The 23494-nt window shown below is 65.3% G+C and carries 24 protein-coding genes and 1 riboswitch; of the genes, 10 read left to right on the top strand and 14 right to left on the bottom strand.

Annotation, left to right across the window (positions count from 1 at the left end; genetic code table 11):
* Window positions 1–23 precede the first annotated feature (23 nt).
* Entirely contained in the window at window positions 24–395 is a 372-nt protein-coding gene (locus tag ACR9ZN_RS19115) for a YraN family protein (RefSeq protein ID WP_454815833.1), read from the bottom strand.
* Entirely contained in the window at window positions 392–1318 is a 927-nt protein-coding gene (gene rsmI / locus ACR9ZN_RS19110; RefSeq protein WP_434958033.1) for a 16S rRNA (cytidine(1402)-2'-O)-methyltransferase, read from the bottom strand. The genes ACR9ZN_RS19115 and rsmI overlap by 4 nt, the downstream gene beginning before the upstream one ends.
* A 137-nt stretch (window positions 1319–1455) precedes the next feature.
* On the opposite strand from rsmI, the gene pncA reads away from it, so the two are divergent.
* Window positions 1456–2073, top strand: coding sequence for a bifunctional nicotinamidase/pyrazinamidase (gene pncA / locus ACR9ZN_RS19105; RefSeq protein WP_454815829.1), 618 nt, complete (start codon window positions 1456–1458; stop codon window positions 2071–2073).
* A gap of 61 nt (window positions 2074–2134) precedes the next feature.
* On the opposite strand, the gene ACR9ZN_RS19100 is transcribed toward pncA, so the two are convergent.
* The 3 genes from ACR9ZN_RS19100 to ACR9ZN_RS19090 form a co-directional block, all read right to left on the bottom strand.
* Window positions 2135–2914: an ABC transporter permease gene (locus ACR9ZN_RS19100; RefSeq protein WP_481272916.1), complete on the bottom strand. Its 780-nt coding sequence runs from the start codon at window positions 2912–2914 to the stop codon at window positions 2135–2137.
* 2 nt (window positions 2915–2916) lie between these two features.
* Entirely contained in the window at window positions 2917–3624 is a 708-nt protein-coding gene (locus ACR9ZN_RS19095; RefSeq protein ID WP_454815825.1) for an ABC transporter permease, read from the bottom strand.
* A gap of 141 nt (window positions 3625–3765) precedes the next feature.
* Window positions 3766–4554, bottom strand: coding sequence for a transporter substrate-binding domain-containing protein (locus tag ACR9ZN_RS19090; protein WP_434958029.1), 789 nt, complete (start codon window positions 4552–4554; stop codon window positions 3766–3768).
* A 201-nt stretch (window positions 4555–4755) separates the two neighbouring features.
* On the opposite strand from ACR9ZN_RS19090, the gene ACR9ZN_RS19085 reads away from it, so the two are divergent.
* From ACR9ZN_RS19085 to ACR9ZN_RS19075, 3 genes are all read left to right on the top strand, one after another.
* The gene (locus tag ACR9ZN_RS19085; protein ID WP_481272915.1) at window positions 4756–5787 is read left to right on the top strand and encodes a histone deacetylase family protein; all 1032 of its coding nucleotides are present in this window, start codon (window positions 4756–4758) and stop codon (window positions 5785–5787) included.
* Window positions 5787–6665 (top strand): N-carbamoylputrescine amidase, encoded by an 879-nt coding sequence (gene aguB / locus ACR9ZN_RS19080; protein WP_454816848.1) that lies wholly within the window; start codon window positions 5787–5789, stop codon window positions 6663–6665. Before ACR9ZN_RS19085 ends, aguB begins: the two co-directional genes overlap by 1 nt.
* Window positions 6666–6753: 88 nt before the next feature.
* The gene (locus ACR9ZN_RS19075; protein WP_311940882.1) at window positions 6754–7140 is read left to right on the top strand and encodes a DUF2794 domain-containing protein; all 387 of its coding nucleotides are present in this window, start codon (window positions 6754–6756) and stop codon (window positions 7138–7140) included.
* 78 nt (window positions 7141–7218) lie between these two features.
* Here the strand turns inward: ACR9ZN_RS19075 and speB are convergent, their stop codons facing one another.
* From speB to ACR9ZN_RS19060, 3 genes are all read right to left on the bottom strand, one after another.
* The gene (gene speB, locus ACR9ZN_RS19070) at window positions 7219–8088 is read right to left on the bottom strand and encodes an agmatinase (RefSeq protein ID WP_481274371.1); all 870 of its coding nucleotides are present in this window, start codon (window positions 8086–8088) and stop codon (window positions 7219–7221) included.
* A 280-nt stretch (window positions 8089–8368) separates the two neighbouring features.
* Window positions 8369–8986, bottom strand: a complete 618-nt coding sequence (locus tag ACR9ZN_RS19065) for a DUF1989 domain-containing protein (protein WP_481272914.1) — start codon at window positions 8984–8986, stop codon at window positions 8369–8371.
* 60 nt (window positions 8987–9046) lie between these two features.
* Window positions 9047–9637 carry an arylesterase gene (locus tag ACR9ZN_RS19060; protein WP_481272913.1) on the bottom strand — a complete coding sequence of 197 codons (591 nt, stop codon included), beginning with the start codon at window positions 9635–9637 and terminating at the stop codon, window positions 9047–9049.
* A gap of 78 nt (window positions 9638–9715) precedes the next feature.
* On the opposite strand from ACR9ZN_RS19060, the gene ACR9ZN_RS19055 reads away from it, so the two are divergent.
* Together ACR9ZN_RS19055 and ACR9ZN_RS19050 are read left to right on the top strand one after the other, a co-directional pair.
* Window positions 9716–10414 (top strand): ABC transporter ATP-binding protein, encoded by a 699-nt coding sequence (locus tag ACR9ZN_RS19055; protein WP_441770171.1) that lies wholly within the window; start codon window positions 9716–9718, stop codon window positions 10412–10414.
* Window positions 10415–10589: 175 nt separating this feature from the next.
* Window positions 10590–11489: a lipid kinase gene (locus tag ACR9ZN_RS19050; protein WP_454815815.1), complete on the top strand. Its 900-nt coding sequence runs from the start codon at window positions 10590–10592 to the stop codon at window positions 11487–11489.
* Here ACR9ZN_RS19050 and ACR9ZN_RS19045 read toward each other — a convergent pair whose 3' ends face one another.
* The 6 genes from ACR9ZN_RS19045 to ACR9ZN_RS19020 form a co-directional block, all read right to left on the bottom strand.
* Complete coding sequence (locus ACR9ZN_RS19045; protein WP_481272912.1) at window positions 11490–12152, bottom strand: phosphatase PAP2 family protein; 663 nt, start codon at window positions 12150–12152, stop codon at window positions 11490–11492.
* Between the two features lie 190 nt (window positions 12153–12342).
* Complete coding sequence (cobO, locus tag ACR9ZN_RS19040; protein ID WP_481272911.1) at window positions 12343–12948, bottom strand: cob(I)yrinic acid a,c-diamide adenosyltransferase; 606 nt, start codon at window positions 12946–12948, stop codon at window positions 12343–12345.
* A 12-nt stretch (window positions 12949–12960) separates the two neighbouring features.
* A complete protein-coding gene (cobU, locus tag ACR9ZN_RS19035) occupies window positions 12961–13467 on the bottom strand; it encodes a bifunctional adenosylcobinamide kinase/adenosylcobinamide-phosphate guanylyltransferase (protein ID WP_481272910.1) in 507 nt (168 codons plus the stop codon).
* Window positions 13468–13591: 124 nt separating this feature from the next.
* Window positions 13592–15781 (bottom strand): xanthine dehydrogenase family protein molybdopterin-binding subunit, encoded by a 2190-nt coding sequence (locus ACR9ZN_RS19030; RefSeq protein ID WP_481272909.1) that lies wholly within the window; start codon window positions 15779–15781, stop codon window positions 13592–13594.
* Between the two features lie 4 nt (window positions 15782–15785).
* The gene (locus tag ACR9ZN_RS19025; protein WP_434958019.1) at window positions 15786–16241 is read right to left on the bottom strand and encodes a (2Fe-2S)-binding protein; all 456 of its coding nucleotides are present in this window, start codon (window positions 16239–16241) and stop codon (window positions 15786–15788) included.
* Window positions 16242–16437: 196 nt separating this feature from the next.
* Window positions 16438–16806 carry a hypothetical protein gene (locus ACR9ZN_RS19020; protein ID WP_434958018.1) on the bottom strand — a complete coding sequence of 123 codons (369 nt, stop codon included), beginning with the start codon at window positions 16804–16806 and terminating at the stop codon, window positions 16438–16440.
* Window positions 16807–16901: 95 nt separating this feature from the next.
* Window positions 16902–17118: riboswitch (cobalamin riboswitch) on the top strand.
* Between the two features lie 108 nt (window positions 17119–17226).
* On the opposite strand from ACR9ZN_RS19020, the gene ACR9ZN_RS19015 reads away from it, so the two are divergent.
* Genes ACR9ZN_RS19015 through cobG form a run of 4 tightly spaced genes read left to right on the top strand, consistent with a single transcriptional unit; the run spans window position 17227 to window position 23451 of the window.
* Window positions 17227–17610, top strand: a complete 384-nt coding sequence (locus ACR9ZN_RS19015; protein WP_434958017.1) for a DUF1636 family protein — start codon at window positions 17227–17229, stop codon at window positions 17608–17610.
* On the top strand, window positions 17607–18641 hold the full coding sequence (gene cobW / locus ACR9ZN_RS19010) for a cobalamin biosynthesis protein CobW (protein WP_481272908.1): 1035 nt from the start codon (window positions 17607–17609) through the stop codon (window positions 18639–18641). Before ACR9ZN_RS19015 ends, cobW begins: the two co-directional genes overlap by 4 nt.
* Window positions 18641–22069, top strand: coding sequence for a cobaltochelatase subunit CobN (gene cobN, locus ACR9ZN_RS19005; RefSeq protein ID WP_481272907.1), 3429 nt, complete (start codon window positions 18641–18643; stop codon window positions 22067–22069). Before cobW ends, cobN begins: the two co-directional genes overlap by 1 nt.
* On the top strand, window positions 22066–23451 hold the full coding sequence (gene cobG, locus ACR9ZN_RS19000) for a precorrin-3B synthase (protein ID WP_481272906.1): 1386 nt from the start codon (window positions 22066–22068) through the stop codon (window positions 23449–23451). Before cobN ends, cobG begins: the two co-directional genes overlap by 4 nt.
* Window positions 23452–23494 lie beyond the last annotated feature (43 nt).

The raw sequence follows: 23494 nt of genomic DNA, 5'->3' as shown, positions 1-23494 counted from the left end.
AGTCGTCTGAAGACCAGCTCCCCTTATCCCAGATCCATTTCGAACCAGTTTTCCAGGTGTCGCGGCCAGCGCCGTGGCATCACGAAGACCGCGTCGAAACGCTGGGTGAGCTGGGCCTGATCGGGATGGCGCGCCAGCCAGGCCCGGGCGGCGGCGGCTATGCGCCGCTGCTGGGTGGGCGTGATCGCTTCGAGCGCCACCACCAGATCCGCTCGTGCCTTGACTTCAACGAACACCAGCGTGCCGCCGCGCCGGGCGATCAGGTCGATCTCGCCGCCCGGCACCTTGAAGCGGCGGGCGAGCAGGCGATAGCCCTTGAGGCGCAGCACCCAGGCCGCTTTTGTCTCTGCATTGAGGCCGACACGGAAGGCAGCCTGGCGTTCGAGCCTGCTCAAGAGGCCCTGCTGCGGCGCTCCGAGGCCATCTCGACGGCGCGGGCATAGACGTCGCGCTTGGACAGGCCGAGGCGGGCCGAGACCGCGGCGGCGGCATCCTTCACCGAAAGTGTTTCGAGGGCCGCGGCGAGCGATGCCTCGATGTCGTCGGCGCTGGCTGGTTCCTCGACGGGCGGGCCGACCACCACGACGATCTCGCCTCGCGGCTCGTCGGCAATGGCGAAATCAGTGGCCAGCGACACCAGCGTGCCGCGATAGACGGTCTCATAGGCCTTGGTCAGTTCCCGCGCCACGGTCGCTGCTCGGTCACCGAGCGCCGTCGCCATGGCGGCTAGGCTGTCGGCGAGGCGCGGGCCGCTTTCGTAGAAGATCAGGGTGGCGGGAATGGTCTTGAGCTCGGCGAGGCGGTTGGACCGGGCACCGTCCTTGTTGGGCAGGAAGCCCTCGAAAAAGAAGCTGTCGGTCGGCAGGCCTGCGACGGCCAGCGCCGCAAGCGCGGCGGAGGGGCCGGGCGCCGCGAAGACGGGAATTTCCTCTTCGATCGCTTCGCGCACCAGCTTAAAGCCGGGATCCGACACCATCGGCGTGCCGGCGTCCGAAACCAGGGCAACGCCCTGGCCGCTGGTAAGGCGCTCCAGGATCTGGGGCCGTACGCGGGGCGCGTTGTGGTCGTTATAGGCCAGGAGCTGGGCGCTGATGCCATAATGATTGGTGAGGCGGCTGGTGACGCGCGTATCTTCGCAGACGATGAGATCGGCGGCCGCCAGCGTGGTCAGCGCCCGAAGCGTGATGTCCGAAAGATTGCCGATGGGCGTCGCCACCACATGGAGACCCGGCAACAGGGAGGGGGCGGTCAAGCGCTGGCCATGCAGCAAATAGCTGTGCTCGGCGTCGACGATGGCGGGAGAGAAATCTGGACGCATGGGGTCCTGCCTTTGCCGGCCGCGAGTCGCAATCCGCAGCCTATTCTTCTGTGTAGCTCCCTGAGAATCAAAGGCAAGTTGATCTTCCAGCCGGGGTGATCAAGATAGAGGCATAACGCCGTGAAGAGAGAGATTTCATGAAGCCCGGCCCGAACGACGTCCTGTTGGTGATCGACGTGCAGAACGACTTCTGCCCGGGCGGGGCTCTGGCCGTGCCCGACGGTGATTCAGTGGTGCCTGATATCAACCGGATGGCCGTGGATTTCGCCCATTGCGTGCTGACGCAGGACTGGCACCCGCCCGGCCACTCCTCCTTTGCTTCCAGCCATCCGGGCAAGGCGCCGTTCACCACGACGACCATGCCCTATGGCGAGCAGACGCTCTGGCCCGATCATTGCATCCAGGGCAGCCAAGGGGCCGAATTCCATCCCGGCCTGGCCTTGCCCAGGGCGGAGATGATCATCCGCAAGGGCTACAATCGCGCCATCGACAGCTATTCGGCCTTCTTCGAGAACGATCGCAAAACCCCGACCGGGCTCTCTGGCTATCTCAGGGAGCGCGGTCTCGGCCGACTGTTCTGCGTCGGCCTCGCCACCGATTTCTGCGTGCGCTTCTCGGCCGAGGATGCCAGGCGTCTGGGCTTCGAAACCATCGTCGTACTCGATGCCTGCCGCGGCATCGATCTCGATGGTTCCGTCGCTGCGGGGATTGACGCCATGCGGCAGGCTGGCGCCACCCTGGTCGACAGGATCTAGCTTTGGTGTGCCGGTCCCGCTCCATCTCTCGATGGAGCCGGGAAGACCGGCCCACCGGCACTCAATGCGCCTGAGCGGTCGCCGCCAGTTGCGGCATGGCGCGATGCAGGTGCCGCGTCAGCCGCTTCTCCAGAAGGTTCCAGACATGGGCGATGGCGAAGACCATGATCAGGTAGATGATCGCGGTCCACATATAGGCCTGGAAATCGAATGTGCGCGAGAAGGCAAGACGTGTCACGCCCATCAGTTCCGGTACCGCCACAAGGGCGGCGACCGAACTCGCCTTGAGCATCAGGATCAACTCGTTGCCATAGGGGCGCAGGCTCACCATCAGGGCCTGGGGCAGAATGATCTTGCGGAAAATCTGGCCTGCATGCAGGCCAAGGGCGAGGCCTCCCTCGGTCTGGCCCCTCGGCAACGACTCGATGCCGCCGCGCAGGATTTCGGCCTGATAGGCGGCAGTATTCAGGGTGAAGGCCACCACCGCGTAGTAGAAGCCGTCGCGCAGTAGCCACCACAGGCCGAGATCCTCGAAGAAGGTTTTGTGGGTACCAAGGAAGATGCCAAGACCGTTGTAGATCAGATAGACCTGCGCCAGCAGCGGCGTGCCGCGAAAGAAATAGATATAGCCATAGGCCAGCCCCCTCAGGATCGAATTGCGCGACATGCGCGCCAGAGCGATCGGGAAGGACAGCAAGGCGCCGAGCACCATTGCCAGGGCGACCAGCAGCAGCGTCAGGCGCAGGCCGGCCAGGAAGCGCGGGCCGTAGGTCGCCAGCAGATCGGCGTTGAGGCCGATATCACCGACGAGGCCGAGAAAACCGGACCAGAGCGTATCCATGCTCAAGCCCTCGCCAGGTTCTGGCCGCGATTAAAATACCTTTCCAGCATTGTCTGGACGATTCCGGACAGGATGGCCATCACCAGATAGAGCAGGCAGCAGGCTGCATAGAACATCAAGGGCTGCTTGGTCGCAAACACGGCTCGGTTGGTCATGTACATCAGTTCGCTGACGGCGATGGCGGAGACGAGCGAGGTGTCCTTGAGGAGCGCCATCCAATTGTTGCCGAGGCCGGGCAGGGCCGTGCGGATCAGTTGCGGCAGGATGATCATGCGGAATGTCTGGCCGCGGCTGAGGCCCAGTGCGGTCGCCCCCTCGCTCTGTCCCCTGGAAAGGCTGCGCAGGGCGCCGAGCCAGACCTCGCTGGAAAAGGCGCCGAGCACCAGGCCGAGGGCCATGAAACCGGCGGCAAAACCGCTGACTTCGATCTGGATGCCGATCCCCAGGGCCGTCAGAAGCGCATTGATGGCGGATTGGCCCAGAAAATAGACGATCAGGATGGTGAGAAGCTCGGGCAAGGCGCGAAACAGCGAGGTATAGATACCGCAGACGACGCCGAGCCATATGGGGCCGCCGTTCTTGGCCATCGCTACGGCGAGTCCAAGCAGCAGGCCGAAAGGCAGGGTGCACAAGGCCAAGCCCAGGGTCATCATGGCGCCTTGCAGCAGCGGGGGGCCCCATCCCGTTGCACCAAATCCCAGAAGTTCCATTCCGTCTCCCCGCCGCCGAGCCATCGGGATAGGGCACTGGCACCGGATTCGATGCCAGGCCGATCAATGCGCCGTCACGTCATGGCCGTTGGCCTCATACGGGGCCAGCGGCCTATGCGTCACGCGTCTCAGGCGGTGGCGTCAGGGCACCCAGAGGTCGAACGGAAAATACTTGGCGTTCAGCTTCTGGTAGGTGCCGTCGGCGTGGATTTCCTCGATCGCCTTGCTGATGGCGTCGCGAAGATCCGTATCCTCCTTGCGCACGGCCGCGCCGACGCCAGTGCCGAAATATTTCACATATTTCTTGATGTCGATCTCGGCCTTGATCTCGCAGCACTTGCCGGCATCGGATTTGAGCCACTCCGTCATGGCGCTCTTGTCGGCCTCGACGGCGTCGATACGCCCTGCGGCCAGGTCAGCATTGGCCTCATCCTGGGCGGGATAGAGCTTCACCTGCGCGCCGCCGGTGCCGATCTCACCCTCCAGGAAGTTGGAATGGATGGTGGAGGACTGGGTGCCGACGATGGCGCTCTTCAGGCCTTCGGAGTCGAAGGATTTGATCTTGCTGTCCTTAGGAGCGACCCAGACGGCCGGCGTCTGGTAATAGGACCTGGAAAAATCGACCTGTTTCTTGCGCTCGTCCGTGATCGACATCGAGGCGAAAATGGCATCGTATTTGCCGGCTTTCAGGCCGGGAATGATGCCATCCCAATCCTGTGCGACGACGGTGCATTTGGCTTTCAGTTTCTCGCAGACGGCCTTGGCGATGTCGACGTCGAAGCCGACGATCTCACCCGATGGCGTCAGGCTGTTGAAGGGAGGATAGGCCCCCTCGGTGCCGATCTTGATGGTCGACCAATCCTTGGCGCTGGCCATGCCCATGCTGGCCATCAGCGCCAATGCGCCGGCCGCGAATTTTACGAAACGCATAGAACCTCCCTGGGTGGTATCGGAATGCTTCTTAGCTCGTATCATGCAAATGTCATCCCGTCCGGCGAATGAAACACTGCCCCTAGGTAAAAGCAATAGGGGCAGAATGGCGCCGGTTGTCCCCTTCGATCTGGTTGCCCTTGCTAAGGCCTGGGAATTGTGATCACAATTCTAGGAACAGTCACTGGAACCCGCTCCCCGATGAAATCCGTCTATTCCGAGCGTCACAAGGGCCATGCCGGCAATGTCGAACTGGTGGCCGGCGCCATCGTGCCGGCCTTCGAGATGCCCTCTCGTGCCGAATTCATCCGCGCCCGCATCGACGCGGTCGGGCTCGGCCCGGTGCTGGCGCCGCAAACCCATTCGCTCGATGCCGCCTTGCGCGTGCACAAGCCTGATTTCATCGATTTCCTCGGGCGGGCCTATCCGATGTGGAAGGCTGCCGGGCGCGAGGGCACGGCGATGCCCTTTACCTGGCCGACTCGCGGCCTGAGGGGCGACAAGCCGCCGGAATCGATCGAGGCGCTGCTCGGCTATTATTCCTTCGACGCCGGGGCGACCTTCGTGGAGGGCACCTGGGACGCGATCAAATCCTCCTATGAGGTGGCGCTGACGGCCGCCGGACTGGTCAAGAGTGGCGAGAAGTCGGCCTTCGCCCTCTGCCGTCCGCCCGGCCATCATGCCGGTTCCGGTTTCATGGGCGGCTATTGCTTCATCAACAATGCGGCCGTGGCGGCGCAATGGTTCCTGGACAAGGGCGCTCGCAAGGTCGCCATCCTCGACGTCGACTATCATCACGGCAATGGCACGCAGGAGATCTTCTACGAGCGCGACGACGTACTGGTGCTCAACCTGCATGGCGACCCCGCCAACGAATATCCCTTCTTCCTCGGCCATGCTGACGAGACAGGCGCCGGCAAGGGTGTGGGCTTCAACGTCAACTATCCCATGCCGGCAGGTACCACCTTCGAGGTCTGGGGCGCGGCACTGGACGATGCCTGCGCCAAGGCGGCGGCCTACAAGCCCGACGTGCTGCTGGTCTCGCTCGGGGTCGATACCTTCGAGAAGGACCCGATCAGCGCCTTCAAGCTGAAAACCGAGCATTATCCGCTCATCGGTGCGCGAATCGCCAAGCTCGGGCTGCCGACGCTCTTCGTGATGGAAGGCGGTTATGCCGTGGCCGAAATCGCGGTGAATGCGGTTGGCGTCCTCACCGGCTTCGAGGGGGTATGATGGCCAACACGACATTCGGCGTGGTGCAGTTCGCCTGCACCGACAGCGTTGACGACAATGTGGCCACGGCAACGCGGCTGGTGCGCGAGGCGGCCGGTGCTGGTGCCCAAATCGTGCTCGTGCAGGAACTGTTCGAGGATCTCTATTTCTGCCAGGAGGAGAAGGCCGAGCATTTCGCCAAGGCGCGCACGCTGGACCAGGATCATCCGACCCTCAAGGCCATGCGCGCCCTTGCCGCCGAGCTCGGCGTGGTCCTGCCGGTCAGCCTGTTCGAGCGGGCCAACCAAGCCTATTACAACAGCCTCGTCATGGTGGACGCCGATGGCGGCGTCCTCGGCCTCTATCGCAAGTCCCATATCCCGGACGGGCCGGGCTATGAGGAGAAGTTCTATTTCCGGCCCGGCGATACCGGCTTCAAGGTCTGGCCTACCCGTTTCGGCACCATCGGCGTCGGCATCTGCTGGGACCAGTGGTTCCCCGAAGCGGCGCGGTCCATGGCGCTGATGGGTGCGGATGCACTGCTCTATCCCACCGCGATCGGCTCCGAGCCCGCCACCGGCTTCGATTCGATGGAGCATTGGCGCACGGTGATGCGCGGCCATGCCGGCGCCAATATCATGCCGGTGATGGCGGCCAACCGCATTGGTGTCGAGCGCTTCGGCGAGCAGGATCTGACCTTCTACGGTTCTTCCTTCATTGCCGGCCAGCACGGAGAGCTGGTGGCGGAGGCGGGGCGCTCCGGCGAAGCCGTGCTGACGGCAAGCTTCGATCTTGAGGCGATTCGCGCTGAACGCGCCGCCTGGGGGCTGTTCCGCGATCGCCGGCCCGAGCTTTACGGCCGGCTTTCCACCGGAGACGGCAGTCTTCCCCTGCGATGACCGGTTCGGGAGGCAATAAAACTTGAATGCGAGGCGGATCGGCGCAATCATGACACTGTGACGACAAGCCGCTTACACAGGAGGCGTCATGACGGAGGCTGATCCGCCTGGATCGCTGTTTTCGCGAAGCGAAAGCGCAGATGTCGCGCACCTTCCCGCTTCGCGCCGCCCCGATCCACCAGCCATCGCCTTCGACCGGCACGAACTGCGCCAGATCATGAATCTCTACGGTCGCATGGTCTCCCATGGCGAATGGCGCGACTACGCCATCGATTTCCTGCGCGACAAGGCCGTGTTTTCCATCTTTCGGCGCGCCTCGGAGATGCCGCTCTATCGCATCGTCAAGGATCCCTCGCTCGCCCAGCGCCAGGGCGCCTATAGCGTGCTGGCGCCGACGGGCATGATCCTCAAGCGCGGCCACGATCTGGCGCGCGTGCTGCAGGCCATCGACAAGCCGCTGCGCCTGGTGGTGTGAGGACGTCGGTCATTCCGCGCGCGGTGCGGCATGCAGTGTTGCGCCGCAGATCCGGGATAACCGTAAAACCGGATTACCTCAGCCGCCACTCGCCATCACGCAGAGCAGCTCGAACATCAGCGTTGCGCCGGTCAGGGCGGTGAGGCCCGAGGGGTCGAGTGGCGGAGAGACTTCCACCAGGTCCGCGCCGACCAGATTGGCGCCTTCCATCAGGCGGATCATTGCCTGGGCTTCGCGCGAGGAGATCCCGCCGATCTCCGGCGTGCCCGTGCCAGGCGCGAAGGAAGGATCGAGCGCGTCGATGTCGAAGGTGAGATAGGCGGGGTGCTCGCCGATGATGGCGCGCGCTTCGGCCATGACATCGGCCACGCCGCGGGCCATGAACTCCTCGATGAATACGATGCGGACGCCCGCGGCGCGGGCGAAGTCGTAATTGGCTGCGTCGGAGATCGCGCCGCGAATACCGATCTGGATCATGCGCTTGGGATCGACCAGCCTTTCCTCGATGGCGCGGCGGAACGGCGTGCCGTGGTTGTAGCGGCTGCCGAAGAAGCTGTCATAGGTGTCGGAATGAGCGTCGAACTGGATGAGGCCCACTGGGGCCTGCTTTGCCAAAGCGCGCAGGATGGGCAGGGTGGTGAGATGGTCGCCCCCCGCCGTCAATGGGCGGGCGCCGGCGGCATGGATCTCGGCATAGAAGGCCTCGATGCTCTCCAGGCTGGCCATGAGATCGAGCGGATTGATCGGCGCATCGCCGCAATCGCCCGCCCGTACCCGGTCGAAGGGCGAGATGCCGGTGACGTGGTGCACCCGCCGCACCAGGCTCGACTGGTTGCGGATCTCACGGGGGCCGTGCCGAGCGCCGGTACGATTGGTCGCGCCACCATCGAAGGGGATGCCGACCAGGGCGATCTCGACCTCCTCCGGTCTTGCCATGGGCAGGCGCATGAAGGTGGAGGGGCCGGCAAAGCGCGGCACCACGCCCGAATCGAGCGGCTGGAAGGAATTGTTGCTGCTCACTTTTTCGTTCCTGTCCGGGGAGCCAGAGGGCTCTTATCTGAAGGGTTATATCGAAGAGATTGTCATCCCTGGCGAGCCACGCAATGGCGAGGGAAGGGGATCCAGGAATTCCGGGCGAAGTCCTTTCGGCCCCTGGATCCCCTTCCCGCCGCCTATGGCGGCGCCGGGGATGACAGAGCACTCTGCTCTCAAGCCGCGCCTGAGGCGGTCAGTCGATGGTGTAATGCGCATCCTGGGGGATGCAGTCGGCGCCGTTTACCGGCACCAGGTCCTGGGGACAGGCCGAGAAAACGATGATCAGGTCCATCTCGGCCCTGAGGCGGACATGGGATCCCGGCGTCGACACCGGCGGCTGGAAGGAGACGCTGCCGTCCTCACCGACCGGGATGTTCATGAACAGGTTGAGCGGGCTCGGTGTCTCCGCGTCGGTGACGCCGAGCGAAGCGAGGGCATTCGCCAGATTGTCGGTGCAACTGTCGTGATGGCCAACATGGCCTAGCTGCTCATAACGATAGCGATCGCAGGCGGCGATCAGCGTGTCGTGGATGCCGCCGGAATTGTCCTCGGTCAAGGTGAGCATGGGGCGGCGGCGATTGCTGCGCAGCGTGTCTCCGACCTGGGGATTGACGCGCAGCATGGCGCCGCGGCTGTGCTCCATCGACATGAACTCGCCGGGATCCTCGGCATTGAAGGCCCAACTGTCGACGACCTGGCTGCCATGGGTGTTGATCACCGTCACAGTCTGGCCGGCCTTCACCCGCTCGGCCACGCCCTTGCGGGCCGGAATGAGCCGCAGCTCACCTTTCGCTCGCTCCTCGATGCCCATTCGTGCTGCCTCCCTTGAAATTGCCCCGGCACTAGACGCGCTCGGCCTTGGTGCCCAGCCTTATCGCAATTTTCTAACGAACTCCGCTACCACCGGCGCCAGCCTTGTAACGATCACGTCGACGCCGGCGGCGGTCGGATGCATGCCGTCGGCCTGATTGAGGCCCGGTGTGCCAGCGACGCCATCCAGGAAGAAGGGATAGAGTACAGCCCCATATTGGCTTGCGAGATCGGGATAAACAGCATCGAACGCCTTCTGATAGTCGGCGCCGAGATTGGGCGCGGCGCGCATGCCCATGAGCAGGACCGGGATCTTGCGCTCCTTGAGGCGCTCCAGCATGGCGGCGAGATTGGCTCGGGCGAGCTTGGGATCGAGCCCGCGCAGCATGTCGTTGGCGCCGAGTTCGATCAGCACCGCCTTGGTACCGTCGGGCACCGACCAGTCGAGCCGGGCGAGGCCGCCATCGGTGGTGTCGCCGGAGACGCCGGCATTGTCGATCACCACCTCGATGCCGAGCTTGGCGAGGGCGGCCTGCAGCTTGGTGGGATAGGCATCCTTGGCTTCCAGGCCGAGGCCGGCGGTGAGGCTGTCGCCCAGGGCCACCAGCCGCAGCGGTTCGGCGGCTGCCGACACGGTCGTGAGCGGGGTCATGACAAGCAATGTGAGAATTGCCACAATCGATGCGTAGATACGATACACGATCACGAAAACCTTTCAGGCAGGATGCGAATGAGCGAAGCGATCGATCTGGCTGATGTCCATCTCAGCCTCGGCACCGGCGCGGCGCGCGTTCACATTCTCAAGGGCGTTACGCTGAAAATAAGGCAGGGGGAAGCGGTTGGCCTCGTCGGTCCTTCCGGTTCGGGCAAATCCACGCTTTTGATGACGCTGGGCGGCCTGGAGCGGCCCGACAGCGGCAGCATCCGCATCGCCGGGCGGGATCTTGGTGTCCTCGACGAGGATGGCCTCGCCAAGTTCCGCGGGCGGCATATCGGAATCGTCTTCCAGTCCTTCCACCTCATCCCCACCATGACGGCGCTCGAGAATGTCGCCGTGCCACTGGAACTGGCCGGTCGGCGCGATGCCTTCGCCAGGGCGGAAGCCGAATTGGAGGCTGTGGGGCTCGGGGCACGCAAAGCCCATTATCCGGCCCAGCTCTCGGGTGGCGAGCAGCAGCGCGTGGCGCTGGCCCGCGCCCTGGCGCCCGAGCCGGCCATCCTGATCGCCGACGAGCCGACCGGCAATCTCGACGAGGGCACCGGCGCGGGCATCGTCGAGCTGATGTTCCGTTTGAAGCGCGAGCGCGGCGCCACTCTCGTGCTGGTGACGCACGACCTCGGTCTTGCCGCCCGCTGCGACCGTATGATTCGCATCCGTTCCGGTCATATCGAGGCGGACGAGGCGACGAAGGCCGAGGCGGCGGAATAGGTCTTCCCAGCTCCATCAGGCCGATGGAGCGTGGCCGGCACACCGGATGCCGCGCTTTTCGACAGGGCCGAGATCCCGAACTTCGCCGTGCCATGGCCACGGAATGCGCCAGATTGCCGATTAGGCAATTCGGTTTTAGGTCTCGCGCCCTGCGCGAGGGGCACTGGGGAAGAGTATGGTTGATTCACGACAGGGCAGGCGTGCCCTTTTCATCGTCAATCCCAACGCGCGCAATGGCGGCAAGGGCACCGATGCGATCCGCAAGGTGCTGGAGACGGGCGGCATCGATCTCCTCGAGGCGAGCCCGGAAGGGGATGAGAAGATCGCCGACGTGATACTGCGGCGCCGGGAGGAGTGCGACCTCGTCATCGTCGGTGGTGGCGACGGCAGCCTCAACGCCGCCGCCCGAGGGCTGATGGAGACGGGCCTGCCGCTGGGCGTGCTGCCGCTCGGCACCGCCAACGATTTCGCCCGCACGGTCGAGATCCCGGCCGATCCTGTGCAAGCTGCCGAGCTCATCGTATCGGGGCAGCCCAGACCCATGGACCTGGGCGAAGTCAATGGCCAGCTCTATTTCAACGTGGCCAGCATCGGCTTCAGTGCCGACCTTGCCGCCGAGCTCTCCGAGAAGGCCAAGAAGATGTTCGGCAAGCTCGGCTATGGCATCGTGGCGGCCCGGCTCTTGGCGCGCTCGCAGCTTTTCACCGCCTATCTCGACCATGACGGCCACACCGAGAGGATCAAGACCCTGCAGGTCTCGGTCGGCAACGGCAAATATTACGGTGGCGGCATGAGCGTCGAGCAAACCGCCACGGCGGACGACGGCAAGCTGGATTTCTACAGCCTGGAGGTCGATCATTGGTGGCGCCTGCTCAAGCTGCTGCCGAGCTTGCGCAAGGGTACCCATGGCCAGTGGGACGATGTGCGGGCCTTCGCCACCACCGAACTGGTGATCCGCACCAACCGGCCGCGCCCGGTCAACACCGACGGCGAGCTTACCACCTGGACGCCGGCGCATTTCAAGCTCCGGCGCCACGCCATCGAAGTCTATGCGCCGCCGGCGAAGTCTGGCTGATCAATGCCCCGACAGGCGCTGCGCCAGGAGCGAGCAGAACAGGGCCCAGCCGGCGCCGATCACCCAGCCGGCAATCACGTCGGTGGGCCAGTGCACGCCGAGATAGACGCGGCTGATGCCGACCACGAAGGTCAGCAGCGTGCACACCACCATGATGTAGATCGACAGGGCTCGCGAGGGAAAGCTGCGGGCCAGCATGATGCCGAGCGTGAAATAGACGGTGGCGGACATGAACGAATGGCCGCTGGGAAAGCTCGACGTGTAGACCCTGGACCCATGCGCCACCAGGTCCGGCCTCGGCCGGTCGAAGCCGTATTTCAAGAGCGAGCTCATCAGTATGCCGCTGCCGATGGCGAGGATGACGAAGACGGCACTGCGCGGCGATCCCGAAAGCGCAAGAAAACCCGCTACGACCAGGGTGGTCAGCGTCAGCACGCCGACGCCGCCCAGGCCGGTGAAATCGCGCATCATTTCCTCGAGCCAGCCCGGCCCGAGCGGATCGGTGAGATCAGCGGGATTGCGCATCATCAGGAGAATGGCGCGATCGAAGGCTTCCGTGCCTCCCTGCGTGACCAGGCCGGCTAGCACGGCAAAGATCAGGGCCGCGACGGCGACGCAAAGGATGGCGACCAGCGCCGAGCGCTCGGGATGCTGTTGGATCATGAGGATTGCGAGGCTCTGCTAACGATGAAGACGCTGGAGCCGGCTGTCATCCCCGGCCGAGCGTTTACAAGCTTGCTTGTGAACGTGAGGGGAAAGGGATCCAGGGGCCTAAAAGCGCTGCCTGCAACCCCTGGATCCCCTTCCCAAGGCCTGCGGCCTTGCCGGGGATGACAAGTATCGTATCGAATCATTAAAACTCGATGCCTTGCTGGGCCTTCACCCCGGCGGCGAAATGATGCTTCACCAGAGTCATCTCCGTCACCAGGTCGGCGGCCTCGATCAGCTCCGGCTTGGCGTTGCGGCCGGTGACGACGACATGCAGGTCCGGCCGGCGTGCCTTCAGGGTCTCGACGACCTCGGTGAGGTCGAGATAGTCGTAGCGTAGCGCGATGTTGATCTCGTCGAGCACGACGAGGCGAATGGCGGGGTCTGCCAGCATCGCCTTGGCCGCCTCCCAGGCGCGGCCGGCGGCGGCGACGTCGCGCTCGCGGTCCTGGGTCTCCCAGGTGAAGCCCTCGCCCATGCTCTTCCAGGTCACCAGATCCTCGAAGCGTTCCAGCGCCTTGCGCTCGCCGGTCGACCAGACGCCCTTGATGAACTGCACCACGCCGATCTGCCAGCCATGGCCGAGCGCGCGCATGATCAGGCCGAAGGCGGCTGTGGACTTGCCTTTGCCGGGACCGGTATTGACGATCAAGAGGCCCTTTTCGGTGATGGTCTTGGAGGCGACCTCGGCGTCCTGCACCGCCTTGCGCTTTTCCATCTTCGCCTTGTGGCGCGCGGCATCGTCGGTCATGTCAGCATCCAATCACTTCACCACCATCGGCAGGCCTGCCACCATGAAGATCACCTGGTCGGCGAGGGCTGCGATCTGTTGATTGAGCCCGCCCTGCTCGTCGCGGAAGGCGCGGCCCAGGGCGTTGTCAGGCACGATGGAAAGACCGACCTCGTTGGAGACCATCACCACCGGGCCGGACGTCGCCCCGAGACTCTCCTGAAGCCGGAGGAAGGCGGATTTGAGGTCGTGGCCGCCGAGCATGAGGTTGGTGAGCCAGAGCGTCAGGCAGTCGACCAGCACGGGGCCCTGCGTTGCCGCGAGTGCTCCGGGTAGGGCGAGAGGGGCATCGACCGTGCGCCAATTGGCGTCGCGCCGGGCCTGGTGCTCGCCGATACGGGCCCGCATCTCGTCGTCGAAGGCCTCGGCGGTGGCGATATAGGTCCAGGGGGCGGGATGGGCCGATATCAGGTTCTCCGCATGCCGGCTCTTGCCGGAACGCGCGCCGCCGAGGACCAGGGTGAGTCGAGGCTGGGACATGGAGCCTTCCTGCCGGGTCTTGGGCAGGAAGGCAAGTGGAGCGCGGACTTCCGGTCCGCGTCTTCCTCTACCGCAAGCGCGAGGTTTCCAAGATGCGGACTGGAAGTCCGCGCTCCGAACAAGCTCACACCGGTCCCCATTTCAGGTCGGTGTTCCTGACCGGCAGGCTGCGGATGCGCTTGCCGGTAGCGGCGAAGATCGCATTGCAGACCGCCGGGGCGATCGGCGGCGTGCCGGGTTCACCGATCCCGCCCCATTTCTTGCCGCCGCTGAGCACGAGATGTGTCTCGATGACAGGCGCATCGGCAAGGCGGGCGACCTGGTAGTCGTCGAAATTGCCCTGCACCACCGCGCCCTTCTCGATGGTGATCTCGCCGAACAGGGCGGCCGAGAGGCCATAGATCACCGCGCTCTCGATCTGCATCTCCACGGTGAGCGGATTGACGACATGGCCGCAATCGACGGCTGCTACCACGCGCTGAACCTTCACCTCACCCTGCGGGCTGACGGCGAGCTCGACGACCTCGCCGACGATGGTGCCGAAGGATTCATGGATGGCGATGCCGCGCCCCTGGCCCTTGGGCAGCGGCTTGCCCCAATCGCTCTTCTGAGCCAGCGTATCGAGCACGGCGAGAAAATCAGGCTTGCCCTCGAGGAGCTTGCGCCTGAAGCGATACGGATCCTGGCCGGCGGCCAGCGCCAGTTCGTCGATGAAGCTCTCCAGGGCGAAGGCATTCTGCGACGAGCCGACCGAACGCCAGAACATCACCGGCACATGGGTGTTCTTGAGGATGCAGTCGACCTGGGCCGCGCCGGAGCGGTAGGGCATGTTGGCAAGGCCCTCGACCGCGGAAGGTTCGACCCCGTTCTCCACCTTGCCCCAGCCGAGCGAACGCTGGATGGAACCCACGGCTGTGCGGACATGGATTGCGGCCGGCAGGCCGTCGTCACCGAGGGATGCCTGGAAGCGGATGGCGGCCTGCGGGCGATAGCGGTCGTGGCGCATGTCCTCCTCGCGCGTCCACACCAGCTTCACCGGCTTGCCCACCGCTTTCGACACCGTCACGGCCTGCACGAGTTCGTCGTTGACGGCGCGCCGGCCGAAGCCGCCGCCGAGGAAGCAATTGTGAATCTCCACCTCGGAGGGCGCGACACCGGCCGCCTTGGCGGCGAGCTGGAGCGCCATGTCGGGATTCTGCGTGCCCATCCAGACCTCGACCTTGCCGTCATGGACATGGGCGGTGCAGTTGAGCGGTTCCATCGGCGCATGGGCCAGATGCGGCGCCTGGTAGAGGGCGTCGACACGCTTGCCGCGAGCGAGGGCGGCGTCGACATCGCCTTCCTTGCGCGCCGTGACGGCGGGGCCGTCGAGGGCTGCGACATAGTCGGCATCGAAACCCTTGCTGTCCGTATCGGCGGCCGAGCCTTCTTCCCATATCACGGGCAAGGCGAGTGCCGCTTCCTTGGCGCGCCAGAACCGGTCGGCCACCACGGCGAGGCCGCTCTCGATCGGCACCACCGCCAGGATGCCGCGGCGCCCCTTGATGGCGGCTTCGTCATGGGATTTCACGCGGCCGCCGAAGACGGGACAGGTCACCACGGCGGCATAGACCATGTCAGGCAGGCGGATATCGATGCCGAATTGCGCCGCCCCCGTCAGCTTGGGCGGCGTATCCAGACGCGCCAGCGGCTTGCCGATCAGCGTGAACTGTTCGGGCGTCTTGATGGCCGGCTCCCTCGTCAGCGTGACCTTGGCAGCCTCACCGGCCAGCTCGCCAAAGCGCAGGCTGCGATTGCTGGCCTGATGCAGCACCTTGCCGGCATCGACGCTGCAGCTTTCGGCCGCCACCTGCCAGCGCGAGGCAGCAGCCTGCACCAGCCTTTCGCGGGCATTGGCGCCAGCTGCCTGCAGGAATTCGCGCGAGCGGCGCACGGCGCCCGAACCGCCGGTACCCATGCGCTTGTAGACGGTGTTCTCGCGCAAATTCCGGTTGGCCGAGGCGTATTCGGGCTTCACCTTGGCCCAGTCGCAACCAAGTTCCTCGGCGACGATCATCGGCAGGGCCGTGAAGATGCCTTCGCCCATTTCCGATTGCGCCACGCGGATGATCACGGTGTCGTCGGGCTCGATCAGGATCCAGGCATTGATCTCGCCGTCGGTGGAGGCACCGCCCCAGGGTTGGTCGGCGATATCAAGGGCCTTTGATGCAGCGGGGATGAACCCGCCGATCATCAGGCCGCCGGCGGCAGAGAAGCCGATGGCGAGAAAGCTGCGCCGGCTCAGCGCGGTGGACGTGCGGTCGATCGCGTTCATGGCCTCATCCCTTCATCAGTTCGGCGGCGCGATGGATGGCGGCGCGAATGCGCGGATAGGTGCCGCAACGGCAGATATTGGTGATGCCGTTGTCGATATCCGCGTCGGTGGGGGTAGGCGTATCCTTCAGGAAGGCGACGGCGGCCATGATCTGGCCCGACTGGCAATAGCCGCATTGCGGCACATCCTCGGCGAGCCAGGCCTGCTGGACCGGATGCTTGCCGTCCGCCGACAGGCCTTCGATCGTGGTGATGGTGGCGCCGTCGACGTCACCGATCTGGGTCTGGCAGGAACGGATTGCGGCGCCGTTCACATGGACGGTGCAGGCGCCGCATTGGGCGATGCCGCAGCCGAACTTGGTACCGGTGAGGCCGAGTTCATCGCGTAGGACCCAGAGCAGAGGGGTCTCGGGCTCGATGTCGAGCCGGTGGACGGTCGAATTGACGGTGATGGCAACCATGGGCAGGCCTTCCAGCGGCTGATGCCGGGCAGAAGTGCCGGGCCCATCGGCGTCGGCCTTCTGGTGGGCGATTGCGGAAAGGCAGAATTGTGGCGGCAATCATGGCGGCGGGGTGACGGGTAACGCAGACGTGAGAGTTTGTGCAGTCTGGAAACGGTCGAGAAATGTGGCTGCCAGTTGCGAAGGGGCCCCCGGCCTATTGCTTGAACCAGATCCGGCTATAGCCGAGCGCGTCGCCGGCGATGGCGACGAGGACGCCGACCGAGACGAGGATGAGGCCGATCATGAAGGTGCGCACGATGCGGCGATAGACTGGCGCCTCCAGTGATTTGACCGAGAGCATGCCGGCCAGCGCCCAGACTTGGAAGATGATGCCGCCCCCGATGAGAAAAACGGCGGCCAGGTCTTCCGGGATCCAGGTTCCTGGCTGCGATGCCCAGTTGTTGAGAAAGCCCAGCGAGAAGGCGAGCACGACGCCGATGGCCGTCACCGAACCGCCACGGAAGATGACGTCGATCTTCTGCGGCTCGGATGACGGTATCGGCGGCAGCTTCTCTTCGGGCATGGCAACCTCGTTGGTGTGGCGACGTCGCCGCCCTTTATGCCGGATTTTGCGCGTGCTTTGGAAGCGGGAACATTGACAAGCCCGTCCGCACACCCCTTATGTCAGCCACGATCGGTCTCTCGTTATGAGAGAAGAGGGAATGCGGTGCGGATGAAGAGCAGCCAGTCGATGGCTGCCTTGGATGCCAAAGCCGCGGCTGCCCCCGCAACTGTAAGCGGCGAGCGCCCCGCCTCGAGGCCACTGGGTAACCGGGAAGGCGGCGGGGGGCGATGAGCTGCGAGCCAGGAGACCTGCCGTTCGCAACCTTGTCACCGGTCCGGGCGGGGCGCCTCGGAGGCCGGTTCCGTTTTCCCGGACGATCGTCGGCCTCGCCGTCGGTCCCGCGCCCTCCATCCGCTTCGGCGGCGATGAACAGGGCCGATGCCACAAACACCTCTTCCAGTTCGGCTGCTCGTCTGCGTGACCTGCAGGCGCGAGGGCGACGATCCCGACGCGCCGCGCCAGGGGGCACGGCTGCGCGATGCGCTCGCCGGCATGCTGCCTGAAGGCGTCGAGTTGCAGCCGGTCGAATGTCTGGGCAATTGCAAGCGCTCCTGCACGGTGGCGCTCACGGCCGAAGGTACCTGGACCTATGTCTTCGGTGATCTCAGTGCCGAGAGCGGCCCCGACGTCCTCACCGGCGTCAGCCTGCTGGCCCATTCCACCGACGGCCTGATGCCCTGGCGCGGCCGTCCTGAAGTCTTCAAGCGCAGCATGATCGCGCGCATTCCACCCATGCCAACTCTCAAGGACGCCGCCGAATGAACGCGCACACCAAAGTTCCCTGCACCATCGTCACCGGCTTTCTCGGAGCCGGCAAGACGACGCTGATCCGCAATCTGCTGGCCACCGCCAATGGCCGCAGGCTGGCGCTGATCGTCAACGAGTTCGGCGATGTCGGCGTCGACGGCGATATCCTGAAGTCCTGCGGCATCGAGAGCTGCCCGGAAGACGCCATCGTCGAACTCGCCAATGGCTGCATCTGCTGCACCGTGGCGGATGATTTCGTGCCGGCGCTGGAAATGTTGCTGTCGCGCCCCAACCCACCCGAGCATATCGTGATCGAGACCTCAGGCCTCGCTCTGCCCAAGCCGCTGGTCAAGGCCTTCAACTGGCCGGCGATCCGTTCGCGCGTCACCGTCGACGGCGTCATCGCCGTGGTCGACGGCGCCGCGGTTGCGGCCGGACGCTTTGCTGATGATCCGGAAGAGCTCAAGCGCCAGGCCGAGGGCGATGCCTCCCTCGACCACGACAATCCGCTCGAGGAGGTCTATGAGGACCAGCTCCTCTGCGCCGACCTCGTCGTGCTCAACAAGGCCGATCTCCTTTCCGCCGGCGAAGCCGACAGCGTGGAGAAGGATATCGAGAAGACGGTGCCACGCGCCGTCAAGGTGGTGCGCACCTCCGAGGGCCGCATCGATGCCGCCGTGCTGCTCGGCCTCGGGGCCGCGGCCGAGAACGATCTGGAGGCGCGTCCCTCCCACCACGACCACGAGGCCGAGCACGACCACGACGACTTCGATACCTTCATCGTCGACCTGCCCGCCATTCTCGATGCCGATGCCCTGGTGGGCAAGCTGAAGGCGGCGGCCGAGGAACATGATATCCTGCGCATCAAGGGCTTCGTCGCTGTCGACGGTAAGCCGATGCGCCTCTTGGTCCAGGGCGTCGGCGCCCGTTTCTCGCAGCATTTCGACCGCGCCTGGGCGCCGGAGGAAACCCGTTCGAGCCGCCTCGTCATCATCGGCGAGAAGGGTATCGACCAGGCCGGCATCCGCAAGACGCTGGAGGGCTGATGCATCTGCTGCCGGCCGATACGCGTTCGCTCGACGCCAGCGAGGCCGCCATCGATCTGGGTCAGGCACCCGGCGCGATCGTGTTCGCCTCGCTGACCGATAGTGACCTCGCTCTGGCGGCCGCTTCCGGCCTTGACGATTTGCGCCTGGCGCCGTTGCAGAAGCTGCGCCATCCGATGTCTGTTGACCTCTATATCGAGAAGACTGCTCGCCATGCCAGGGTGATCGTGGTGCGCCTGCTCGGCGGACTCGATTATTGGCGCTATGGCGCGGAGGAACTGGCCGCGACGGCACGCAACAATGGCATTGCGCTTGCCTTGATTCCCGGTGACGACAGGCCCGATGGACGCCTGTCCCAGCTCTCCACCGTGCCCCAGGATGCCCTGGACCGGCTCGCGTATTACTGGCGTGAAGGCGGCCCGCAAAATGCCCATGCCTCGCTGCTTTATGCCGCAAGGTTGGGCGGTTGCGATTTCGGCGAACCGGAAGCGCCGGTCGCCGTGCTGAAATATGGGGTGTTCCTTGGAGCGCAGGCGTCCTCGCCTCGACCCTCCCCATCGAGGGGAGGGTATGGGCGCGCTGTCATCGTGTTCTATCGCTCCATCCTGCTCTCTGCCGACACCGCCCCCATCGAGGCCCTGGCGCGGGCACTCGGTGCCGAGGGCCTCGCCGCCACGGCGCTTTATGTCGGCTCGCTCAAGGATGGGGAGACGGCGGCATGGGTGCGCCGGCAGCTTGAGGACCTTCAGCCCCGGGTGATCCTCAATGCCACTGCCTTCTCGGCCCTGGCCGACGACGGTGCTTCGCCGCTGGACGTGGCCGGCTGCCCCGTCCTGCAGGTGATCACCTCCTCCTCGGCGCAGGAGGCCTGGGAAGCCTCGACCCGCGGGCTGTCGGCCAGCGACCTTGCCATGCATGTCGCCTTGCCGGAACTCGATGGCCGCCTTTCGACTGGCGTGATCTCCTTCAAGGCCGAACGCGAGGAGGGCACCTTCAGCCGTCTCGCCCATGCTCCCCATCACGAGCGCATCGCCGCCGTGGCCGCCAAGGCCGCCGCCTGGGCCCGTCTCGCCGCCAAGGCGCGGACGGAGCGCAGGCTCGGCCTGATCCTCTCGAACTATCCGGGTGCGGACGGCCGTCTCGCCCACGCCGTTGGCCTCGATGCGCCCGCCTCGGCCCTGGCGATCCTGGAGCGGCTTCGCGACGAGGGGTATGTAGTTGGTGATCTGCCACAAAGCGGTGCCGATCTGCTGGAGCGGTTGGGCCGATCTCTTCCTGGGATTGCAAGCCTCGAGCCTGCCCTCGGAAACACGGCCGATAAGAGCACGCCGGAAGCCTGCGATCCCAGGGAGCTTTCCCTCCCGCTCGCGGTTTACCGGAGCTGGCTCGACACCCTTCCCGTTACCCTCCGGGACAAGCTCGCGGCCCAGTGGGGCGATCCATCAGCCGATCCGCTTTGCCTCGACGGCGCCTTCCGCTTTGCGGGCCATCTCTGCGGCCATGTCGCGGTGGCAGTGCAGCCCGATCGCGGCTCGGCCCTTGACCGCAAGGGCGACCACCATTCGCCCGATCTGCCGCCGCGCCATGCCTATCTCGCCTTCTATCTGTGGTTGCGCCAGGCTTTCGGCATCGACGCGATGATCCATCTCGGCACGCATGGCACGCTGGAATGGCTGCCAGGCAAGGCGGCGGCCCTATCTGCCCAGTGCTTTCCGGAACTGGCTGCAGGGTCCGTGCCGGTGCTCTATCCCTTCATCGTCAACAATCCCGGCGAGGCGGCACAGGCCAAGCGCAGGCTCGGCGCCGTCACCATCGGCCATCTCACCCCGCCCTTGCGGGAGGCTGGCCTTTCCGGCGGGGCCATCGAGGTCGAGCGCCTGATCGACGAATATGCCAGCGCCGATGGCCTCGACCAGCGCCGCATGGCCTATCTCAGGCGCGAGATCCTCGAGCGAGCCGTCGAAACAGGCCTGAGCGCCGAATGCGGCATCGCTCCCGGCCTCGACGAGGACGAGACGCTGGCGCGCCTCGATGCCTTCCTGTGCGACGTCAAGGAATTGCAGATCCGCGACGGGCTGCATGTCTTCGGGCGCCGGCCGGAGGAGAGCGCCCACCTCCTCGATGTCCTGGCTGCCTCCTGCGGCGAGGAGGAGCGTCCGGTGTTGGCCGCTCGGCTCGATAGTTGCGGCGACAGCGAAATGGCAAGCCTTCTCGCCGGCCTCGACGGATTTTTCGTGCGGCCCGGCCCCGCCGGGGCGCCGACGCGCGGGCGCGCCGACGTGCTGCCGACCGGACGTAACCTCACCACAACAGATCCACGGGCGGTTCCGACCCGTGCCGCCTACGCGATTGGATCGCGTGCGGCGGATGCCTTGATCCAGCGCTATCTGCAGGATCACGGCGATTATCCCAAACGTATCGTGCTCGACCTCTGGGGCTCGGCGACTATGCGCACCGGTGGCGACGATCTCGCTCAAGGATTGGCCCTGCTGGGCGTCAAGCCGGTGTGGGACAACGGCTCCAATCGCGTTTCGGGCTTCGAGATCCTGCCGCAGGCGCGGCTTGACCGGCCGCGCGTCGATGTGACCCTGCGCATATCAGGCCTGTTCCGTGATGTGTTTGCCCAGCAGATCACGCTGTTCGACGAAGCGGTCAGGGCCGTCGCTGCCCTGGAGGAAAGCGCGGAATGGAATCCGCTGGCCGCCACGGCGAAGGCGAGCGGCGAGCGCCCGCTGCGCATCTTCGGCGCTGCCCCATCAGCCTATGGCGCCGGGATCACCGACCGCATCGCGCGGGGAGCCTGGGAGACGCGGGCCGATCTCGGGCGCGATTATCTCGCCGCCAGCGGCCATGCCTATGGCGCCGGCATCGAGGGCGATGCTGTACCGGCTGTCTTCGCCGAGCGGGTCGCCTCCGCCGATGCCCATGTCCATGGCCAGGATCATCGCGAGATCGACATCCTCGACGACGTCACCTTCGCTGCCTACCAGGGTGGTTTTGCGGCGGCGCTGGAAGCACTCGGTGCCAAGGCCGCCCTCTATCACGCCGATCTCTCCAATCCGCAGGCGCCGCGTTTGCGCAGCCTCGGTGAGGAGGTCGGTCGCCTCGTGCATGGCCGGGCCGCCAGCCGGCGTTGGATCGACGGCATGATGGTGCATGGCTATGCCGGGGCCGCCGAGATGGCCAATGCCATGGATTCGCTGTTCGCCTTCTCGGCGACGGCCGGCATCGTCACCAATGCCGCCTTCGACCGCATGCACGAAGCCTATGTCGAGGACGAGGAGGTTGCGGCCTTCCTCGCTTCAGCCAATCCCGCTGCCGGTCGGGCGATCCGGGCGCGGCTGGCGGAAGCGATCCGCCGAGGGCTGTGGCAGCCGCGTCGCAATTCGGCCAGCCGCCTGCTGGACGAAGCTGGGAGAGCGGCGTGAGCGAGCCGTCCAATCAGGTCAAGGGCTGGTGTCCGGGCGCGCTCAGGCCGATGCGCTCGGGGGACGGACTGATCGTGCGGGTACGTCTCACCGGCGGGGATCTCAGCCCGGAACGCGCGGCCGCGCTGGCCGAGGCTGCCCGGCGCTTCGGCAATGGCCTGATCGATCTGACCTCCCGTGCCAATCTGCAGATGCGCGGCGTCAGCGACGAAACCCTGCAGCCGTTGCTCGACCGGCTTGCCGAACTGGGCCTGCTCGATGCCAGTGCTGCCGCCGAACAGGTCCGCAACGTGATTGCAAGCCCGCTCGCCGGGCTCGATCCGAGCGCGCCTGTTGACGTGCACCCTATGATCCGAGCGCTGGAGCTGAGGCTGATTGGAAACGAGCGTTTCCATTCTCTCCCAGCCAAGTTCGGCTTTCTGCTCGACGGCGGCGGCGTGCTGCCGCTTGACGGCGTCGAGGCCGATATCGCCCTCCGGCCCGAGGATGACGGGCATCTCCGCCTGGACGCCGGTGGGGAAGTACTCGGACGGGTGAGGGTGGAAGAAGCCCTGGAGGCGGCCCTCGGCGTTGCCGAGCGCTTCCTCGCTTTGCGCCAGCCCGATGAACGCCGCATGCGCGATCTGGTGAGGCGGTTGCAGGATGAGGCACACTTACCTTCTCCACGAAGTGGGGAAGGTGGCGTTGCGAAGCAACGACGGATGGGGTGTGGCCCGCTAGCGGCACTCTATCCAGATAATATGCTTCTAGCGAACCCCACCCCATCCGGCCCGACTTCGTCAGGCCACCTTCCCCACTTCGTGGAGAAGGCAGTTGCACCCACTCGTCTCGCCGGCCCCCACGACGCGGGCTTCTTTACCGCCGCGGCTCCGTTCGGGCGGCTCGATGCCGGCCAGCTCGAAGGCCTCGCTGCCATCGCGGCGCGGCATGGCGCTACGCTGCGCCTGACGCCCTGGCGCGCCATCCTGCTGGCGCCGCTTGCCGTCGACATCGCCACGGAGGTGTCGTCCCTAGGCCTCGTCGTCGATCCCAACGATCCGCGACTTGCCATCGCCGCTTGCCCCGGCAGCCCTTCTTGTCTATCCGGCGAAGCGCCGGCACAAGCCGATGCTGCCAGGTTGGCGCCGGCACTGGCCGGTTTTATCGAAAGGGGGGCGAGCGTGCATGTCTCGGGCTGTGCCAAGGGCTGCGCGCGGCGCGCGCCAGCCTCGATCACGCTGGTGGGGCAGGGCGGACGCTACGGCATCGCCTTCGACGCCGACAGCAAGGCGCCGAGCGAGACGGAACCGATGTCTTTGGGCGAATTGACGGCGTTTTTGGCCAAGCGACTACAGCATTTTCCAGAAAAGTTGAGCGACTTTCCGATTAAGAAAATGCGCTAGAACAAGGAGTTGGAGACAGTTGCGATTCGATGGAATTGCAGTT

Source organism: Labrys sp. HAY1-8F, assembly GCF_056754975.1.
This window is presented reverse-complemented; position numbering and strand designations above follow the sequence as displayed.

Bases quoted from the DNA above. Each gene is read 5' to 3' on its own strand.
- rsmI (WP_434958033.1), bottom strand. From the start codon at position 1,318: ATGCGTCCAGATTTCTCTCCCGCCATCGTCGACGCCGAGCACAGCTAT.
- pncA (WP_454815829.1), top strand. From the start codon at position 1,456: ATGAAGCCCGGCCCGAACGACGTCCTGTTGGTGATCGACGTGCAGAAC.
- ACR9ZN_RS19100 (WP_481272916.1), bottom strand. From the start codon at position 2,914: ATGGATACGCTCTGGTCCGGTTTTCTCGGCCTCGTCGGTGATATCGGC.
- ACR9ZN_RS19095 (WP_454815825.1), bottom strand. From the start codon at position 3,624: ATGGAACTTCTGGGATTTGGTGCAACGGGATGGGGCCCCCCGCTGCTG.
- ACR9ZN_RS19090 (WP_434958029.1), bottom strand. From the start codon at position 4,554: ATGCGTTTCGTAAAATTCGCGGCCGGCGCATTGGCGCTGATGGCCAGC.
- ACR9ZN_RS19085 (WP_481272915.1), top strand. From the start codon at position 4,756: ATGAAATCCGTCTATTCCGAGCGTCACAAGGGCCATGCCGGCAATGTC.
- aguB (WP_454816848.1), top strand. From the start codon at position 5,787: ATGGCCAACACGACATTCGGCGTGGTGCAGTTCGCCTGCACCGACAGC.
- ACR9ZN_RS19075 (WP_311940882.1), top strand. From the start codon at position 6,754: ATGACGGAGGCTGATCCGCCTGGATCGCTGTTTTCGCGAAGCGAAAGC.
- speB (WP_481274371.1), bottom strand. From the start codon at position 8,088: ATGCGCCTGCCCATGGCAAGACCGGAGGAGGTCGAGATCGCCCTGGTC.
- ACR9ZN_RS19065 (WP_481272914.1), bottom strand. From the start codon at position 8,986: ATGGGCATCGAGGAGCGAGCGAAAGGTGAGCTGCGGCTCATTCCGGCC.
- ACR9ZN_RS19060 (WP_481272913.1), bottom strand. From the start codon at position 9,637: ATGACCCCGCTCACGACCGTGTCGGCAGCCGCCGAACCGCTGCGGCTG.
- ACR9ZN_RS19055 (WP_441770171.1), top strand. From the start codon at position 9,716: ATGAGCGAAGCGATCGATCTGGCTGATGTCCATCTCAGCCTCGGCACC.
- ACR9ZN_RS19050 (WP_454815815.1), top strand. From the start codon at position 10,590: ATGGTTGATTCACGACAGGGCAGGCGTGCCCTTTTCATCGTCAATCCC.
- ACR9ZN_RS19045 (WP_481272912.1), bottom strand. From the start codon at position 12,152: ATGATCCAACAGCATCCCGAGCGCTCGGCGCTGGTCGCCATCCTTTGC.
- cobO (WP_481272911.1), bottom strand. From the start codon at position 12,948: ATGACCGACGATGCCGCGCGCCACAAGGCGAAGATGGAAAAGCGCAAG.
- cobU (WP_481272910.1), bottom strand. From the start codon at position 13,467: ATGTCCCAGCCTCGACTCACCCTGGTCCTCGGCGGCGCGCGTTCCGGC.
- ACR9ZN_RS19030 (WP_481272909.1), bottom strand. From the start codon at position 15,781: ATGAACGCGATCGACCGCACGTCCACCGCGCTGAGCCGGCGCAGCTTT.
- ACR9ZN_RS19025 (WP_434958019.1), bottom strand. From the start codon at position 16,241: ATGGTTGCCATCACCGTCAATTCGACCGTCCACCGGCTCGACATCGAG.
- ACR9ZN_RS19020 (WP_434958018.1), bottom strand. From the start codon at position 16,806: ATGCCCGAAGAGAAGCTGCCGCCGATACCGTCATCCGAGCCGCAGAAG.
- ACR9ZN_RS19015 (WP_434958017.1), top strand. From the start codon at position 17,227: ATGCCACAAACACCTCTTCCAGTTCGGCTGCTCGTCTGCGTGACCTGC.
- cobW (WP_481272908.1), top strand. From the start codon at position 17,607: ATGAACGCGCACACCAAAGTTCCCTGCACCATCGTCACCGGCTTTCTC.
- cobN (WP_481272907.1), top strand. From the start codon at position 18,641: ATGCATCTGCTGCCGGCCGATACGCGTTCGCTCGACGCCAGCGAGGCC.